Raw genomic sequence first — 15,357 nt, 5'->3', positions numbered from 1 at the left:
ATTGTGTGCAGTTTCCGTATAGCTGAGCTATTTTACCATAATATCAGATATGACAGCCTTTAGGCTCATATCGATAGATATTATGTAAAAGGAAACCAACATGCTATTCTATTATTGGTAATCCATTAGAAAGCCATAATTCTATATTATATAAAATATCCCAAATAATCTACAAGGAATTTCATTTCATGCGATTCTCATGAATTAAACATTCCAGGCCATCGCTGCATCTCGCCAATAAATTCAATCAGCCACTGGCTAATTTCATTTATTGCGTGTCCCATAATTTGCCGTTATGTAAAATAGCAGCTGCCTCCCGATAGCTATCGGGACGCTCGATTGCTTTTTCAACACAAATGCGTAGCATTCATGAGCACCTTTAAAAAACAATAAACATCAGCGAATAATTTCCAACAACTTAGCCAACGCCATTTAAAAGCTAGCCTTTTAGATTTGTTTAAAATTTGAGTACAAGTTACATAACGCAGTAAATTATAGAACATTTTATAATATTCGTTTCTATATTCACTCAAAAAACAGCTTCAATTAATTGTCGATAGATTTCCAAACAGACGCCATTTCAGTAACGCGTTTATTTAATATGCCCGATGCTTCTTGAGTTTTTTTAGTTGGTTTTGCATCAGTATTCTGCAATACATTCAACAGATAGAGTAATTTAGATTGGAGGCCAACAATCGTTTCTTTTTCCAGATCCGATTCATAAATACTTTCGTAAAGAACATCGCCATTATTTGGAGCTCCTTTACCTCTAAACTCTAAAAGTGCCTCTTGTTCGTTACTTTTTGCAGTCAGCATTTTGTCAATAGATTCTCTGATTAGTTGCAGTGTCTCATAATTCGTATAGCACTGCATAGACAGGTCAGTTTGTAAGGTAATAGCCTCATTATTTACCTCAGAACGAGGATCTAATTTAACTGTCAAGCTTCTTTCTGTGATATTACCATTTACTTTTAGTTGTATCTTGTATTCTCCAGGAGCTACAAAAGGGCCTACCGGACCACTTTCTGTATTGTATTGAACCGCCGCAATGGCATAGCCTCTGTTAGCGCCCCTTGGTTCTTTGTAACGTAAATTCCATACAAAACGTTGATGACCTGATTCACCTGACAACCCTTGAAATGGTCGCTTCCAATACGTTGGATGTTGCATTTTTGTAGAATCTAAAACTTCCTCAAGATCGTCACTTGAAAAGCTATTGACCATAGTCCCTTTTTGATCAAAAATTTTGAGTTCTACTTTATTTGCATTTGTGCCTAAATAATAATCGATTATGGCACCATCTGGAGGATTTTGCCCGGTTGGTTCTTCTGGTGGTAACGGTGTGTCGCTAAACATATTAAAACGAACACGATAAGCATCGCTAGGCTCAAATAAATGGACACGTTTCGTAGTCAGACTTGCCAACTCCCTCAAAGGACTAAAATCATCTAAAATCCAAATAGAACGTCCATGTGTACCAATAACTAAATCACTATCATGAATTACCAAATCTCGTATAGATGATGCTGGCATATTCATTCTGAGGGATTGCCAGGATTCACCATCATTTGATGAAAAATAAACTTCACGCTCAGTTCCAGCAAACAGCAATCCCTTTTGCAGAGGGTCTTCACGCACCGTGTTCACAGGACCAGAAGGGTTCATTCCTGAAACTACTTCTTGCCATGTTTTTCCGAAATCATGTGTTTTGTAAATATGTGGCTGCATGTCATCTTTTCTAATGGCATTTACGGCAACATAAGCTGTTCCTTTATTAAAATGACTTGCATCAATTTGTGAAATTTTATCCCATGAAGTAATTGTTGAAGGTGTTACATCTTTCCATGTTTTTCCACCATCAAGCGTAACATTCACCAGGCCATCGTCTGTTCCTGCCCAAATAATATTTTTATCAAGAGGCGAAGGTCCTATTGCGTAAACTATAGCACGTTGTGGCATAGTTTTCATAGCAACAGTTTTGTAATCACCAACACTAGATGACACTTCTGGTTGTTTTCTTGTTAGGTCTTCACTGATTTGTTCCCAACTTTGCCCTCCATCATGAGTTTTCCAAACAACATTGGTTCCAAATAGTAACATACTATTATCTGCGGAATGAAATAACAATGGCATCGTACGTATATATCTAAATTTTCCTGAGCGCAAAACTTCAGGGCCAACATATTGTGACTGTCCAGTTTTTTTATTGAACCTAATAACGCGTCCACCATAAATAATGTTTGAATCTAGAGGATCCGGAGCTACATACGCATATTCGTCTGCACCCACTCCCATAAATTCCCTAAACGAGATTTGACCGCCATTGCTCCTACTTGCAACACCAATGGCTCCGCTTTCTTGTTGACCACCATACACCCAATAAGGAAATTGATTGTCAGTTGATACATGATACAATTGTGCTGTTGGTTGGTTATACCATGAACTCCATGTTTTTCCACCATTTACAGTGACAACGCCTCCTTGATCTGCAGCGAAAAGCATGATTTCTGGATGCATTGGATTAATCCATATACGATGATAATCGTCTCCTCCCGGTGCTCCTTTTATAGAAGTCCATGTTTTCCCACCATCTTCAGATTTGTATGACGCTATATTCCCTACAAAAACAATATTTTCATTTTTTGGATGTACTTTAATTTCTGCAAAATCGCTGCCCCTTCCCCAAAGACGGTTTTCAGTTGTAATCAATTTCCAGCTTTCACCAGCATCATCACTTTTATAAACGCCACCATTTTCTCTTGCATCAACTGTAGCATACATGCGTTTTGAATTGCTGAGTGCTATGGCAACTCCTATTCTTCCTAACCCCTGATTAGCTCCAGGTAGTCCTTTTACGATGTTTCGCCATGTTTCTCCACCATCCGTAGATTTGTATAAGCCACTATTTGGTCCAGAAAATTTTGCATTTTCCCAGGGTCCTTCCTGGTGTTCCCACATATCGGCAAATAAGATATCAGGATTATTCGGATCCATTTCAACTTGAATAGCTCCGGTATTATGGTTTATGTATAAGGTCTTTTTCCATGTTTTTCCACCATCATTAGATTTAAAAATACCACGCATTTCATTTGCGCCATAAGGATGGCCTAAACCAGCCACATAAACAATATCTGGATTAGTTGGATGCACGATCACTCGACTAATTTGCTGAATGTCGTTTAAACCAATATGCTGCCAATTCTTACCATCATCGACTGATTTGAACATACCATCACCTACTGCAAGGTCTGGTCTATGAAGCCCTTCACCGGTTCCTACATAAATTACATTTGGATGTGACGGAGAGACCGCTAAATCTCCTACGGAGCCAGTTGAAACGTCATCAAAAATTGGATTCCATGTACGACCATAATCATCTGTTTTCCATACACCTCCATTATTCACACCTATAAAGAAAACATTTGGTTGAGAAGGAATACCAACCGCACCTACTGTTCGACCACCACGAAAGGGTCCAATCATTCTATATTCTAAATCCTGATAATAAGATTTGTCGATTTGTGAGAATGACTGAATGGATAAGAAAAGGGAAAGGGTTAGAATGAAGATTCTCATAGTTGTAGTTATTATGGTTGTGACTTTCAAAATTAGCATTTTTGAAACGCTTGATTGTATTATACGATAAATTTGCTCTGTCAATTCAAAAGATAACCCTTTTCTTATATTGATATAATAATGCTAATCAAAAGCAATATTAATTAACGGTATAACAATTAATATTATGCCTCCCTCTTGCGTTTTCGGATAAAAAGTGTACTCGCAAACTCAATTTTAATAAATAGATGCTCGTGAACCGCAAGCGTTTTGACTAGCAATGAAGACGAAACTTTTGGATAAAAAATTTTAAAGAAACTGTAGCCTTACCTCGCGCCTTTTGGCGCATTCGCTAAAAAGGTCGAACAAACCTTTTCTTAACGCTCTGCCCGGCTTTTATCCAAAGCTCAAGTTACATAACGCTAACCATTATAAATCCAATAATACGTTATGTCAAATAAAGTTAAAAATCAGTAAAAACAGGTTGAAATAACTATGTAACTAATCCTTAGTAAGTTATATAAATGAAAATGTAGTTTGGAAAGTGTGTTGGCCGTTCACGAAATTCCGTGTGTTTTCATATTTTTATTAATTTGCCCAACAAGCCTTCTTAAAAAATGTCCAGGGCCAATTTCTGTAAACTCAGTTGCTCCATCCTCTATCATGTGGAGAATTGTATGCCTCCACATTACCGGATGCGTCAATTGATTGATTAAATTTTCCTTAATTAACTCTATATTGCTAGTAGGTCGTCCTTTGACATTCTGATAAATAGGGCAAATAGGCTTTTTGAATTCTGTTTCCTCAACAGCTAATCTAAACTCTTCAATTATTGGCTCCATAAAGGGAGAATGAAAAGCTCCACTTACCGGTAAATTTACTACTGCAAGAGCACCTGGCCTTAATTTTTCACAAGCTTCTTTTAGGGCCTTCATTTCACCTGAAATAACAACTTGTTTTAGAGCATTATAATTAGCAGGTACAACTACTCCGTCTATCTGATTACAGATATCCTTGACAATAACATCATATAATCCAACCACAACCGCCATACCTGTATTTTCGTGTTCACAAACTTTTTGCATAAGAGAAGCACGCTTGGATATAAGTTTCAGGGCCGATTCAAAATCTAAAGATCCAATAGCAGTCAAAGCTGATATCTCACCCAAAGAATGCCCGGCAACCATATCGGGTTTGAATTCATTGCCAAGGGTTTTTACCAGAATATACGAATGTAAAAAAATTGCCGGTTGAGCAAACTTTGTTTGTTTCAAATCTTTAGCAGATCCTTCAAACATGACATCAGTAATTGAAAATCCTAAAATATCATTGGCTCTTTTAAAATATTCTTGAGCCAATTTGGATTTTTCAAATAACTCTTTTCCCATACCCGGAAATTGAGTGCCTTGACCAGGGAATAAGTAAGCATGCATAAATACAATAGATTATTAAGATTTTTAATGACTTAATTTTTAGCAGTAATAGAATCGATAAGAAAATAAGACCTTATTGATAAATAGTATCTTAGTATTCCTGTCAAGAACTAAATATGACTATCATACTACATTCCACGTACAAATATTTTATAAATATATGCTTTAGAATAGAATTAAATTCTAATTCTTTAAATTTTCATAAAGCCAAGACAACATTTTACGCTTACTGCTCTGATATCTCTTGACGTTGGAAATTTACTAAGATCTGTTATGCTTAGCATTAAAAAGGGATAAAATTCTAAAATCCCAGGTATAAATGGAATTTAATACAAACATTTAAAATCCAAACACCTACAAGGCGGTTGGCAGGCCATATCAAAGGCAGGCAAGCATTTATTCATTACTGGTTATTTAAGGATAAGGAACTCATGAAGCACCGCTTTAGCTTCCCTCCAGATTCCATTCTTAGTTTTAAAAGATTGAGAATCTTTTAAAACTCGAGCGAGTTGGCGCGTTGGAGATTATAGTTAGAAAGGCAGCCGTATCATCTCACTCTTCTTTAAAAACATCCACTGGATGTTTTTTCATCGTCTGTCCGAGCAAAGTGTCATAACCGTGCCCATGCAAAAAAGCTTCGGCAGACAGGCGCAAGACATTATTGAACAATTCTATCAGTAATTTGTGTATAGCCCGTCAGACCTATTTTATATTATATCAGATTATGTTATAATATGTTGAACAAATTTTTGGTTTAATTAAGGGGGTTCAGGTAAAATTTGTTATATTTAATTGAATCGGGTACTTAGTACCCGTTCTACCTGATTTTTAATTAATAAAAACAATTGTTATTATGAGCCATTTAAAAAATCTTAAATACTTTTCGTTGGTAATGCTTTTATTTAGTTTCGTTGCAGCTGGCACGTTGAGCTCTTGCAGGGATCAAAAAAAACAAAAAGATACTGAACAGCAGGCAGAGAATCCGGAAGGCGAAGAACACCCAACTGAAGACGGGGCCGCCAAAGAAGAACATCCTACTGAAGAAGGGGCCGCTGCAGAAGAACACCCCAAAAAAGATGGGGAAGAACATCCTAAAAAAGAAGGTGACGAACATCCTACAAAAGAAGCGGAAGAACATCCTAAAGATACCATATCAGGGTAGGCTTTTTAGATTTCTTGATGATTCTTGCTCTGCTTTCCTACGAAATGAAAAAAATGTTTTTGGGAACGCAGGGGATTTTTCTATTTCCATAACGGGATATGCCAGAAAGTTGATTGGGCCTGAATTTGGTCCCGGTTCTATTTGAAGATCCCGCCCGCGGCTGAATTCGATACGATTTGCCGGATGCCGGCCAAAGTAGTAAGTGGCAAGAGCTGTATATTTATTCGCTTCACTTATATCCACAGGCCACCATTTATCCTCGGCATAAAATTCGGCCCAACAGTGATAGCCATCTATGCCTCCTTCGTCACGATCTGATGGAATAGAAGCCCCAACCGCAAATCGCGATGGTATTCCCGCAGATCTGGCCAGGGAAATAAAGAGCGAATGAAACTCGGTGCAATTACCGGTAAGAGCATCGCAGGCGTAAACAGCATCACCCGTACCATATGTCCCCGACTTCATATAACGCATATTGTCAATGATATAATCATACAAGGCCCTTGCCTGCATGATGGTACCTTCATTACGGTTTTTCCCAATAATGGAATCTGCCAGCACCTGAAATCGATCGCCTACAGGCATTAATAAACTGGGGTTCAGATACTTTGTTGGTGATGAATCTTCTTCATACGGCTTTTTCTCTTGTCTTTCAACATCGTAAACAAGTTCCAATTTCTTACCGCTATGTTCTGGTGCAAGTTCAAAATAAAATACAGAATTGCCGTAGTTCTTCTCTTGAAGTATCTGATGTTCCACGGGAGCTTCTATAGCCAGTAATTCAACAGTTTGAAAGCGATCGCTCTGCGGAACAGGAATCCACAATTTTGCCGATCCTGTCATTTCGGGCAGGGTAACCTCATAATGAAATTCAAATTTGTCCTCTTTTTCGATTACACCAAGCAAATCTGAGGATGCGTTTTGGACAGGCATTCTATACCATGTCTTGTCCTTGCGTTGCTTCCAGGTGTAAAAGGGTTTACCATTTAGTTTGTGTAAAGTTGTTTCGGTAACTGCCATGCTTCCTGGATCTCCTTCTAAGAAAAAATCCACATCATAAACATCACCACTTATATCGGCCAGGTCAACACATGCAAAATGACGTCGAGGGCCTAGATTTGAAAGATATTCAGTATGTACACGTACCAATTGCAAGCGCAGTTCTTTCCCCTCAGAATTCATGTTAAAATACCCACCCCCCTCTTCTACCTTTTTGGCGATATTGGCTTTAATGCCCACCTCTATATCGGCGGTAACTACCTTGGGGATGTTCTTATCCTCAAGTGTTTGTTCTTCTTTTTTTTGCTTTGTGCTAGAATTGCATGCCATCATCGCGGCAAGCACAAAGGCAAAAATAATCCGAGGGTCTTTCATTCTATGATATAATTAATAGTTGTATGAATTTACAATAATTCCATGGTTCTCCCAATTAGGATATTTATCTCCGGGAATCTGCTCTGGATGCGATACCCCACATTTAAGGGGTTTTCTTTCAATTAACAAATAATGGAACAAATTGCATCCGATGACGCTTCAGTTAAGCAAAGTGAGATTTGACGTTGGGTACAACCGTATACGATGTCCGTTATAATTCGAAGTTTGAAGGCACAATTCTTAGATTAAATATTTTAATTTACGATATCTTGATTGGTAAATTTCAAAACCCATTCCACTCACCTGGCCAGCAGGCAGGTATTTATTAATAGTTGGTTATTTAATAATCTCTGTTTTCACTCCCCTCCTGCCCTTTAAACAGAAATCACTTATGTCTCCGCTAAAGCTTCTGCGGCGCATAGACCGCTGCAAGGCTGCCAGCTAGTACAAACATCCACGGGATCTTTATAAAAGACTTCGTATGTGCAAGGGAATTGAGATAAACACACCATAGTATTTTGTGTAGTAAATTAATATTTAAAAAGCTCTTCAATTAGCTATTTAGTCAGATTCACAGCAATTTTTAAACAGTAACCCAAAATCACTTACTTTTATCATTGCTATGAGCGTATTAACTTCCCTGGTAGTTTTTTCTGCCATTTCATTTTTAATTTTTGGAATTAGTTGTTTTTTAACAACTTATATGCGACAAGAATTTATCCGTTACGGACTTACCAAGCAGCAAAGGCTGATTGGTACATTACAGATTTTAGGTGCTCTTGGGCTTGGCATTGGTTACTTATACCTGCCTGTTTTGAGTATTGCAAGCGCCCTAGGATTATCCTTACTAATGATTTTGGGATTTGGTGTTCGCCTGAAGATCAAAGATTCTTTGGTTCAAGCTGCTCCTTCCATTATCTACGCTATAATAAATGCATACATAGCAATAGCACTGCTAAAAAGCTTATAAATTGATAACAATTTATACTACAAAAGCTAAAAACAAACACAACACTAAAAATAAAAATGCCGGAAAAGATTTTTTAATTGGATCTTTGATTTTAAAATGCATCAGCACAGAACCTGTTAATAGAAAAGCCAGCCCTAAGGCTGCTGGTTTTAAGAGGACAGGAAACCAAATAGCACTTATAAGCGCAATAGCCAGAGTCACCTTTAAAAACCCAATGACATAAAGGCTCCACCCCGGTAAACCGTAAGCTTCAAATTCCTCTTTAATTGTTTTTGCACTACCTCCTCGCCATGGTGTGGGCTTATTGGCTTGAATAAGCCAGACATTTAAAATACTAACACCTACAATGAGCTGAAACGCAATAGATACATATTCCATTATTTTATTTTTTATAAAATATACAAAAAGTAAAACAAACTTACGCAATCTAGTTCTGGTTAAATAGAAAACTGGCTAATCTGGCCAGGAAGACAGTTTAAATTGTAAACTGATATAAAGACTATTTAAAGAACAAAGATTGGTTCAACTTTAAATTGGTTTATTAATCATTCCAAAGACCTATAACAAAAATCGTGGATCTTCATTTATGCAATTCTTAGCTGTTGGAATAGTAGTTAATTAGTTTTTATAAATTTTTTAGAACACTTTTGATAGCTTTCTGGATTACGCTTGATTGAAAAAAAGAGCTTGAATTTAGACTTTTCATCCTGATCCAAGCTCTTTTATAAATCCATTTTTCAAATCGGCTAATACCTCTTTAAAAAGACGATTGTAATAAAATCAAATTATTATTTCTTTGTGGATACAAAACCAATTGGCTCGAGTAAAACTTCCATTTTTGCAATGTTAAGACCGGGATTCTCATCGGTTCCCTCGTCTCCAAGCTCATTTATGTCAACTCCGGGAGCACCACGAGGTAAATCGTACGATTCCCCAACCGAGGCCGAACCATAACCTAGATCTCTCATGGATCCTGCGGTGATGCGACTTAATGGATTCTCACCCAAATTCAAGAAGCCGGTCATCAATTCATTGTTTAGGGTAGATTCTCGCCAGTGACCTAATGCGGTACCTGGCCCACCCATATTTTCAATAGGCAATTCCTCCGTTCCGCCCTCCGCGTTCCAAAAAACGTTGGCCTGACTTCCGGTGAAATAGGGATTGCTATCTGGCCCTGCTCTTAGTGTTCTATTAAAAAATGGTTCAACATTCCAAAGGGTACCAACGCCTAAAACATGACCCATTTCATGTACGATGACCTCTTCAAAAAGGTCTAATTGTTCCAGAAAGTCTAAATCGGCTACATCAAAAAACATAACTCCGGTTAATGTTAAAAAGTCACTTGTGCGTATAAATCTCGGTCCTGCCTGACCAAGAATGCCACCTGGACCATCAATTGGCGCCAACGCTACCTCTATAACAACGTCGTCAATGGTGCCTTCAATGTCTGGAAAACCGTTAAAAGCTGAAGGAATAGGCCCCTCAACAGAAGGAACATCCTTGATGACAATTCGTTCCCAACGGTGCACAGCTGCTTCAAAAACTTCAACTTGTCTGTTTGTTGGTGGTAATAAATACTTCAGTGTGATATTAAAACGTCCTCGATCATCTCCGGCTGCTTCTGTTGTTTTCAAGACTGTAGTTACCAAATCATCAATGATAATAGGTTCAGTCGGATCCGCCTTTAAGGATAAAACAAGGTCTTCCGCATCGGGAACAATGGGGGTGTTGGACTCCAATGTTTCCTCGGAACAGGAGGTTAAAAGTAAAACACTAAAAAGGCATCCGAAAGCTAATAATCTTACCGCGAAATTTGAAAAGGTTAAATTGATTAGGTATGCAGGATACCTAAAAAGATTTGAGTAGTGTGATGATTTTTTCATTAATTTTCATTTTTAATAGTTAGCAAATATGACTTGTATTACATCCGAACACAGTCCATTTTAATTTGTTTTAAAAATAAAATAAAAATGATAATAATCCTACATTACGCGTAATAAACATACTACATTTTTTAACATCTTACAACATGTATAGAGCAAAACAGAAAGACAAAGAACTAATAATTATCGGTATTGTTCCATTCTAAACACCGATTTATAAAACAGTAACCCGTACTTTTTTCTTTTTTAAGCGCGTATTGTTTAATTTTTCCACTAATTCACTTGCAATAGTCACAGGAACGGCAACAAACGCACAATCTTGTTTTAACTCTATGTTGCCTAATTGGTCTTGGTTGATTTTCCCCTGTTTAAAAAATAGTCCGGCAATATCTCCTTTAGAAATTTTATCTTTTCTACCTCCGGAAATAAACAACGTTTCCCAGAATTGTGCCTTGCGAACTGCCTTTTTGGAGATGTTTGCCACTTTAGAATTTTTAATAAAATCCGGCAAGTATTCTTTTTCCCATTTCAATACATAAGCCGTTCCTTTAGAAGCTATTCTGGCCGTTCTGCCATTTCTATGTATAAACTCTTCTACGCCTTGAGGCATCTCATAATGAATAATAAATTTTAATTCAGGAATATCAAGGCCTCTGGAAGCCAAATCTGTCGCTATTAAAATCTGGCTCGTCCCGTTCCTGAATTTTATTAAAGAACGTTCTCTGTCTTTTTGCTCCATACCGCCGGAAAAACAGCTGTGGTTTGTATTGTTTTTCTCTAAAAAACGACTTACCTGCTCTATACTTTCTCTAAGATTACAGAATACAATTCCTGGTTGATTCCCAAGATGCCCTATTAAATCCAAAAGGGTCTGTAATTTATTTTTAGTTGGCGATATCACCGTTTTAATCTCCAATTTTGAAACCACTTTTTCTTTTAAATAATTGATGGTCGTAGGCTGGTCTAAACGTACAAAACCAGGGACCCTAAGACTTTGAGTGGCCGAAGTTAATACACGTTTATTTATATGAGGTAACTGATTGATAATCTGTTTCATTTCGGACTCAAAACCAACTTCTAAAGACTTATCAAATTCATCCAGAATTAGGGTTTTAATACTGTCTTTAGTAAAACGATCGTTGCTAAAATGGTCTGCAATTCTACCAGGGGTTCCTATTAAAATGGCAGGCAGATGTTTAAGTTCTATTTTATCTTTAGACATGGGGCGACCGCCATAGACCGCATTTACTTTAAAACCAGATCCCATAGTGCGTACCACCTGCTCAATTTGTATGGCCAATTCCCGTGAAGGCACTAAAATCAGAGCCTGTATATCTTTACAATCGGGATCTAAGGTTTTAATGAGGGGTAATAAAAAAGCCAGTGTTTTCCCGGTACCCGTGGGAGAAAGAAGAATGGTATTGGGCGTTGTTTCAATTACAGAAATGGCCTCCTCCTGCATTGGATTCAACTGATGGATATTTAATTTTACTAAAATATCCTCTTGTTCTTTAATACTATTTGCCATAATTAGTGCTACGTATTACTGTTTTTAGAATCCCCGGTTTTTGGATTACCCGTGTTTGTTTGCGCCAAATAATTTGCCAGTATTTTATCTATCAACTCTTCCTTTGTTAAATGATGAAATACCGTCATCACCTTATTTCTGAATTCTTCTGAAATAGCACGATTTGGTTTGGTTTTGAATATTTTCTTCGCCCATAATAAGCCATTGTTTTCTTCTATGCTCTGGGCGTCTGCTTTTTTAAATTCATTAAAAACAATACCCAATTCTTGTTCAAAATCAGCAATATCTTTAACTTCTTCTTTTTGTAATATAGTTAATGAAAGCCCCTTTGCTCCTGCTCTTGCTGTACGTCCGCTTCTGTGGACATAAGTATCATAAGTATCCGGCAGATGATAATTAACAACATACGATATTTCTTTAACATCAAGGCCTCGGGCTGCTAAATCGGTAGCAACCAAAATAGCTATAGATCCTGCTCTGAATTGCCCCATAATACGGTCACGAATGCCTTGAGATAAACTACCATGAATGGCTCCGGATGAGAATTTATTAATGGCTAAGTTTTTTGCCAGTTTATTAACCGCCGCTTTGGTTTTACAAAAAATAATCCCTCTTTCTCCTTCTTTACTATTTAAAAAATAAAGCAATACCTCTAGTTTTTCTATAGGTTCAACTACCATATAGTAATGATCGATCCCCTGATGGCCTATAGTAGACATGTCTGCTTCTACCTGTACAACATGTTTAGACATGTAATTTTGAACCAATTGTTTTATGGCACCCGGCATAGTGGCCGTAAACAATAACGTTCTTCTTGATTTTGGAATTTCTTTGACAATACTATCCAGGTCTTCTTTTAAAGCGCTCACCATTTCATCGGCTTCATCTAACACTAAATATTTTAGGTTTTTGATATCAATGGCACCGCGATTTAATAAATCTACCAAACGCCCTGGAGTTGCCACAACAATTTGCGTAGTTGTTTTTAAACGTTCTATTTGAGGCTTTATAGGAATGCCTCCGCATACTGCTGCAATAGAAATGTCTGGGCTATGCGAAGCAAAAGAAAGTAAATTGGCATGAATTTGTTGTCCTAATTCTCTTGTAGGAGCTAATATGACGACCTGTATAGTAGTGTCTTCAATATCGATTAACTGCAGCAAAGGTAATCCAAAAGCAGCGGTTTTGCCTGTTCCCGTTTTTGCAAGGGCAACAAGATCTTCTTTTTGATTAAGTACTACAGGAATGGTCTTTATCTGAATATCTGTAGGAACAGAAATTTGTAAATCGGCTAAACTTTGTTGTAATACCTTATTAATACCTAAATCAGAAAACGTTTTGGACATAAAATAATTTTAGGCAAAGATAACTACACTTTCGTAAGGTACCACCTCAATTGATTATTACTCGAATTCTTACTGGAAGGCATAAATAGGAACGTTATTTAGTGATAGTGTTGTGTGAGATTAATATTTATAATCTTAAATTTTAGGTTTATTTTATAACGGTTTAATACATGTATAACAAGTATTTAGCTTAATTTAATTTCAGTACAAATAAAAAAACCGATATATTCACATGTATACCGGTTTTTCATTTTAAAATTCTATTTATTTTTAGGTTTTAAGCGATGCCATGTCAATGACAAACCGATAATGTACATCACTTTTTAGCATACGCTCATAGGCCTGATTAATATCCTGTATTTTAATAATCTCGATCTCCGAGGTAATATTGTGTTTACCGCAGAAATCCAATAGTTCCTGTGTTTCTGCTATTCCACCAATCAAAGATCCTGCAACCGTTTTACGGCCCATAATCATAGGAACTGAATTCAACATGGGGTCTAATGGCCCTAAATAACCTACCAGAACCAAGGTGCCGTCTGTAGTCAAGGTTCCTATATACGGATTGATATCATGCGCATAGGGAACCGTATCAATAATAACATCAAAATTGTTCTGAACGCCCGCCATTTGATCCTCATCCGTTGATATAACCACCTGATCAGCCCCTAAATCCAAGGCATCCTGCATTTTATTTGGGGATCTTGAAAACAAGGTTACATGTGCACCTAATGCATCGGCCAGTTTTATGGCCATATGTCCCAGGCCACCAAGACCAACCACAGCTACTTTACTATCCTTCCCAACATTCCATTTTCGCAAAGGTGACCAGGTGGTGATTCCTGCGCAAAGTATTGGAGCAATACCGGCAAGATCCAGGTTTTCAGGAATATTTAAAACAAAATGTTCATCAACCACAATGCTCTCGGAATAGCCACCAAAGGTCGGCAGGTCTAAATGCTTATCATGGCCACCATAGGTACCCACCCATTCAGGACAATATTGCTCCAGATCTTTTTTGCAATTCCCGCATGTCCTGCACGAATCTACCAAACAACCCACAGCAACTACATCGCCGGCTTTAAAATTGCTTACCCCTTCCCCTACTTTAATGACCTTACCCACAATTTCATGACCGGGAACTACAGGATAAACACTAAATCCCCAATCGTTGCGTGCAAAATGCAAATCGGAATGGCATACGCCACAATATAGAATTTCTATTTCGACATCCTTTGGAGTAACTTCCCTTCGGTTAATTTGTATGGGTTCAATAGCAGCATCAGCGGCTTCTGTACCGTATGCTTTTACAATTTTAGTATTCATTTTATTTTAATATTTGATTAATTATTTATTTCATTTTCAATGCGCAAAAACTTCTATAAATATACATAATATAGCATTCCACACAAATTTCACCTCCACGCCTCTGCCCTTTTGCAAAAAGAGTGTATTTGTATAATAAAAGCCTGGAGAAATCCAGGCTTTTGTACAATAATTGCTAAAACTAATTTAAATAGCACTAATCAGTGTCATCATAGCTTTTAATTTTATTGTATTCATAGTTATGTAATATAATTGTTTGACTAATTATTATTTACACCATGAGGTAAACATCCAGTTTCTTTTCTCTAGATTTCTCATAAAGTCAGTGACTATTTGTTCAGTGACATTATCACCAGTTTCTAAAGCAGCATTAACAACATCTAACATCTTATCATGCAAAACATCAAAATCTTTTAATACTTCTGTTACCATTGCTGTAGGAGACATTTTATCTGCACTAACCTCTTTAATTTCAGAAAGATCTAAAATTTCTTTTATTTTCATCGATGGTTTTAATCCAAATACACGAATTCTTTCTGCTATGATGTCAATGTTTTGCTTAACTGTGTTATATTCTTTCTCAAATTCTTCATGTAATTCAAAAAAATCATGTCCGTCAACATTCCAATGAAAATTTCTCAATTTATTGTAATGCACAAAATAATTAGCCATTAACTGATTTAAGCTAACTACAATTTCTGCGGTTTCGAGATAAGTAAATCCTAATTTTCTAAATGGTTTTCTATTTATTGTTTTATTTTCTGTTATTGATTTCATTTT

At 37.0% G+C, this 15,357-nt stretch carries 11 protein-coding genes; 2 read left to right on the top strand and 9 right to left on the bottom strand.

What is annotated here, in order from left to right; genetic code table 11:
* Window positions 1-546 precede the first annotated feature (546 nt).
* A complete protein-coding gene (locus tag WBM60_RS13120; RefSeq protein WP_424283175.1) occupies window positions 547-3,576 on the bottom strand; it encodes a WD40/YVTN/BNR-like repeat-containing protein in 3,030 nt (1,009 codons plus the stop codon).
* A 536-nt stretch (window positions 3,577-4,112) separates the two neighbouring features.
* The gene (fabD, locus tag WBM60_RS13115) at window positions 4,113-4,988 is read right to left on the bottom strand and encodes an ACP S-malonyltransferase (protein WP_424259088.1); all 876 of its coding nucleotides are present in this window, start codon (window positions 4,986-4,988) and stop codon (window positions 4,113-4,115) included.
* Between the two features lie 853 nt (window positions 4,989-5,841).
* Between fabD and WBM60_RS13110 the strand changes: the two genes are divergently transcribed.
* On the top strand, window positions 5,842-6,150 hold the full coding sequence (locus WBM60_RS13110; RefSeq protein ID WP_424259087.1) for a hypothetical protein: 309 nt from the start codon (window positions 5,842-5,844) through the stop codon (window positions 6,148-6,150).
* Here the strand turns inward: WBM60_RS13110 and WBM60_RS13105 are convergent.
* Window positions 6,142-7,524 (bottom strand): transglutaminase-like domain-containing protein, encoded by a 1,383-nt coding sequence (locus WBM60_RS13105; protein ID WP_424276968.1) that lies wholly within the window; start codon window positions 7,522-7,524, stop codon window positions 6,142-6,144. The two genes, WBM60_RS13110 and WBM60_RS13105, sit on opposite strands and share 9 nt — an antisense overlap.
* Before the next feature lie 622 nt (window positions 7,525-8,146).
* Between WBM60_RS13105 and WBM60_RS13100 the strand changes: the two genes are divergently transcribed.
* Window positions 8,147-8,494 (top strand): DoxX family protein, encoded by a 348-nt coding sequence (locus tag WBM60_RS13100; protein ID WP_424276967.1) that lies wholly within the window; start codon window positions 8,147-8,149, stop codon window positions 8,492-8,494.
* A 12-nt stretch (window positions 8,495-8,506) separates the two neighbouring features.
* On the opposite strand, the gene WBM60_RS13095 is transcribed toward WBM60_RS13100, so the two are convergent.
* The 6 genes from WBM60_RS13095 to WBM60_RS13070 form a co-directional block, all read right to left on the bottom strand.
* The gene (locus WBM60_RS13095) at window positions 8,507-8,872 is read right to left on the bottom strand and encodes a DoxX family protein (protein ID WP_424276966.1); all 366 of its coding nucleotides are present in this window, start codon (window positions 8,870-8,872) and stop codon (window positions 8,507-8,509) included.
* Between the two features lie 410 nt (window positions 8,873-9,282).
* On the bottom strand, window positions 9,283-10,377 hold the full coding sequence (locus WBM60_RS13090) for a leishmanolysin-related zinc metalloendopeptidase (protein ID WP_424259083.1): 1,095 nt from the start codon (window positions 10,375-10,377) through the stop codon (window positions 9,283-9,285).
* A gap of 214 nt (window positions 10,378-10,591) precedes the next feature.
* Window positions 10,592-11,905 carry a DEAD/DEAH box helicase gene (locus WBM60_RS13085; RefSeq protein WP_424259082.1) on the bottom strand — a complete coding sequence of 438 codons (1,314 nt, stop codon included), beginning with the start codon at window positions 11,903-11,905 and terminating at the stop codon, window positions 10,592-10,594.
* A gap of 8 nt (window positions 11,906-11,913) precedes the next feature.
* Window positions 11,914-13,251, bottom strand: a complete 1,338-nt coding sequence (locus tag WBM60_RS13080; RefSeq protein ID WP_424259081.1) for a DEAD/DEAH box helicase — start codon at window positions 13,249-13,251, stop codon at window positions 11,914-11,916.
* Window positions 13,252-13,521: 270 nt separating this feature from the next.
* Entirely contained in the window at window positions 13,522-14,577 is a 1,056-nt protein-coding gene (locus WBM60_RS13075) for an NAD(P)-dependent alcohol dehydrogenase (protein WP_424259080.1), read from the bottom strand.
* Window positions 14,578-14,844: 267 nt separating this feature from the next.
* Window positions 14,845-15,354 carry a Dps family protein gene (locus WBM60_RS13070; protein ID WP_299162468.1) on the bottom strand — a complete coding sequence of 170 codons (510 nt, stop codon included), beginning with the start codon at window positions 15,352-15,354 and terminating at the stop codon, window positions 14,845-14,847.
* Between the last annotated feature and the right edge of the window lie 3 nt (window positions 15,355-15,357).

This window comes from Eudoraea sp. (assembly GCF_049669105.1).
Classification (GTDB): Bacteria; Bacteroidota; Bacteroidia; order Flavobacteriales; family Flavobacteriaceae; genus Eudoraea.
This window is presented reverse-complemented; position numbering and strand designations above follow the sequence as displayed.

Bases quoted from the DNA above. Each gene is read 5' to 3' on its own strand.
- WBM60_RS13120 (WP_424283175.1), bottom strand. From the start codon at position 3,576: ATGAGAATCTTCATTCTAACCCTTTCCCTTTTCTTATCCATTCAGTCA.
- fabD (WP_424259088.1), bottom strand. From the start codon at position 4,988: ATGCATGCTTACTTATTCCCTGGTCAAGGCACTCAATTTCCGGGTATG.
- WBM60_RS13110 (WP_424259087.1), top strand. From the start codon at position 5,842: ATGAGCCATTTAAAAAATCTTAAATACTTTTCGTTGGTAATGCTTTTA.
- WBM60_RS13105 (WP_424276968.1), bottom strand. From the start codon at position 7,524: ATGAAAGACCCTCGGATTATTTTTGCCTTTGTGCTTGCCGCGATGATG.
- WBM60_RS13100 (WP_424276967.1), top strand. From the start codon at position 8,147: ATGAGCGTATTAACTTCCCTGGTAGTTTTTTCTGCCATTTCATTTTTA.
- WBM60_RS13095 (WP_424276966.1), bottom strand. From the start codon at position 8,872: ATGGAATATGTATCTATTGCGTTTCAGCTCATTGTAGGTGTTAGTATT.
- WBM60_RS13090 (WP_424259083.1), bottom strand. From the start codon at position 10,377: ATGAAAAAATCATCACACTACTCAAATCTTTTTAGGTATCCTGCATAC.
- WBM60_RS13085 (WP_424259082.1), bottom strand. From the start codon at position 11,905: ATGGCAAATAGTATTAAAGAACAAGAGGATATTTTAGTAAAATTAAAT.
- WBM60_RS13080 (WP_424259081.1), bottom strand. From the start codon at position 13,251: ATGTCCAAAACGTTTTCTGATTTAGGTATTAATAAGGTATTACAACAA.
- WBM60_RS13075 (WP_424259080.1), bottom strand. From the start codon at position 14,577: ATGAATACTAAAATTGTAAAAGCATACGGTACAGAAGCCGCTGATGCT.
- WBM60_RS13070 (WP_299162468.1), bottom strand. From the start codon at position 15,354: ATGAAATCAATAACAGAAAATAAAACAATAAATAGAAAACCATTTAGA.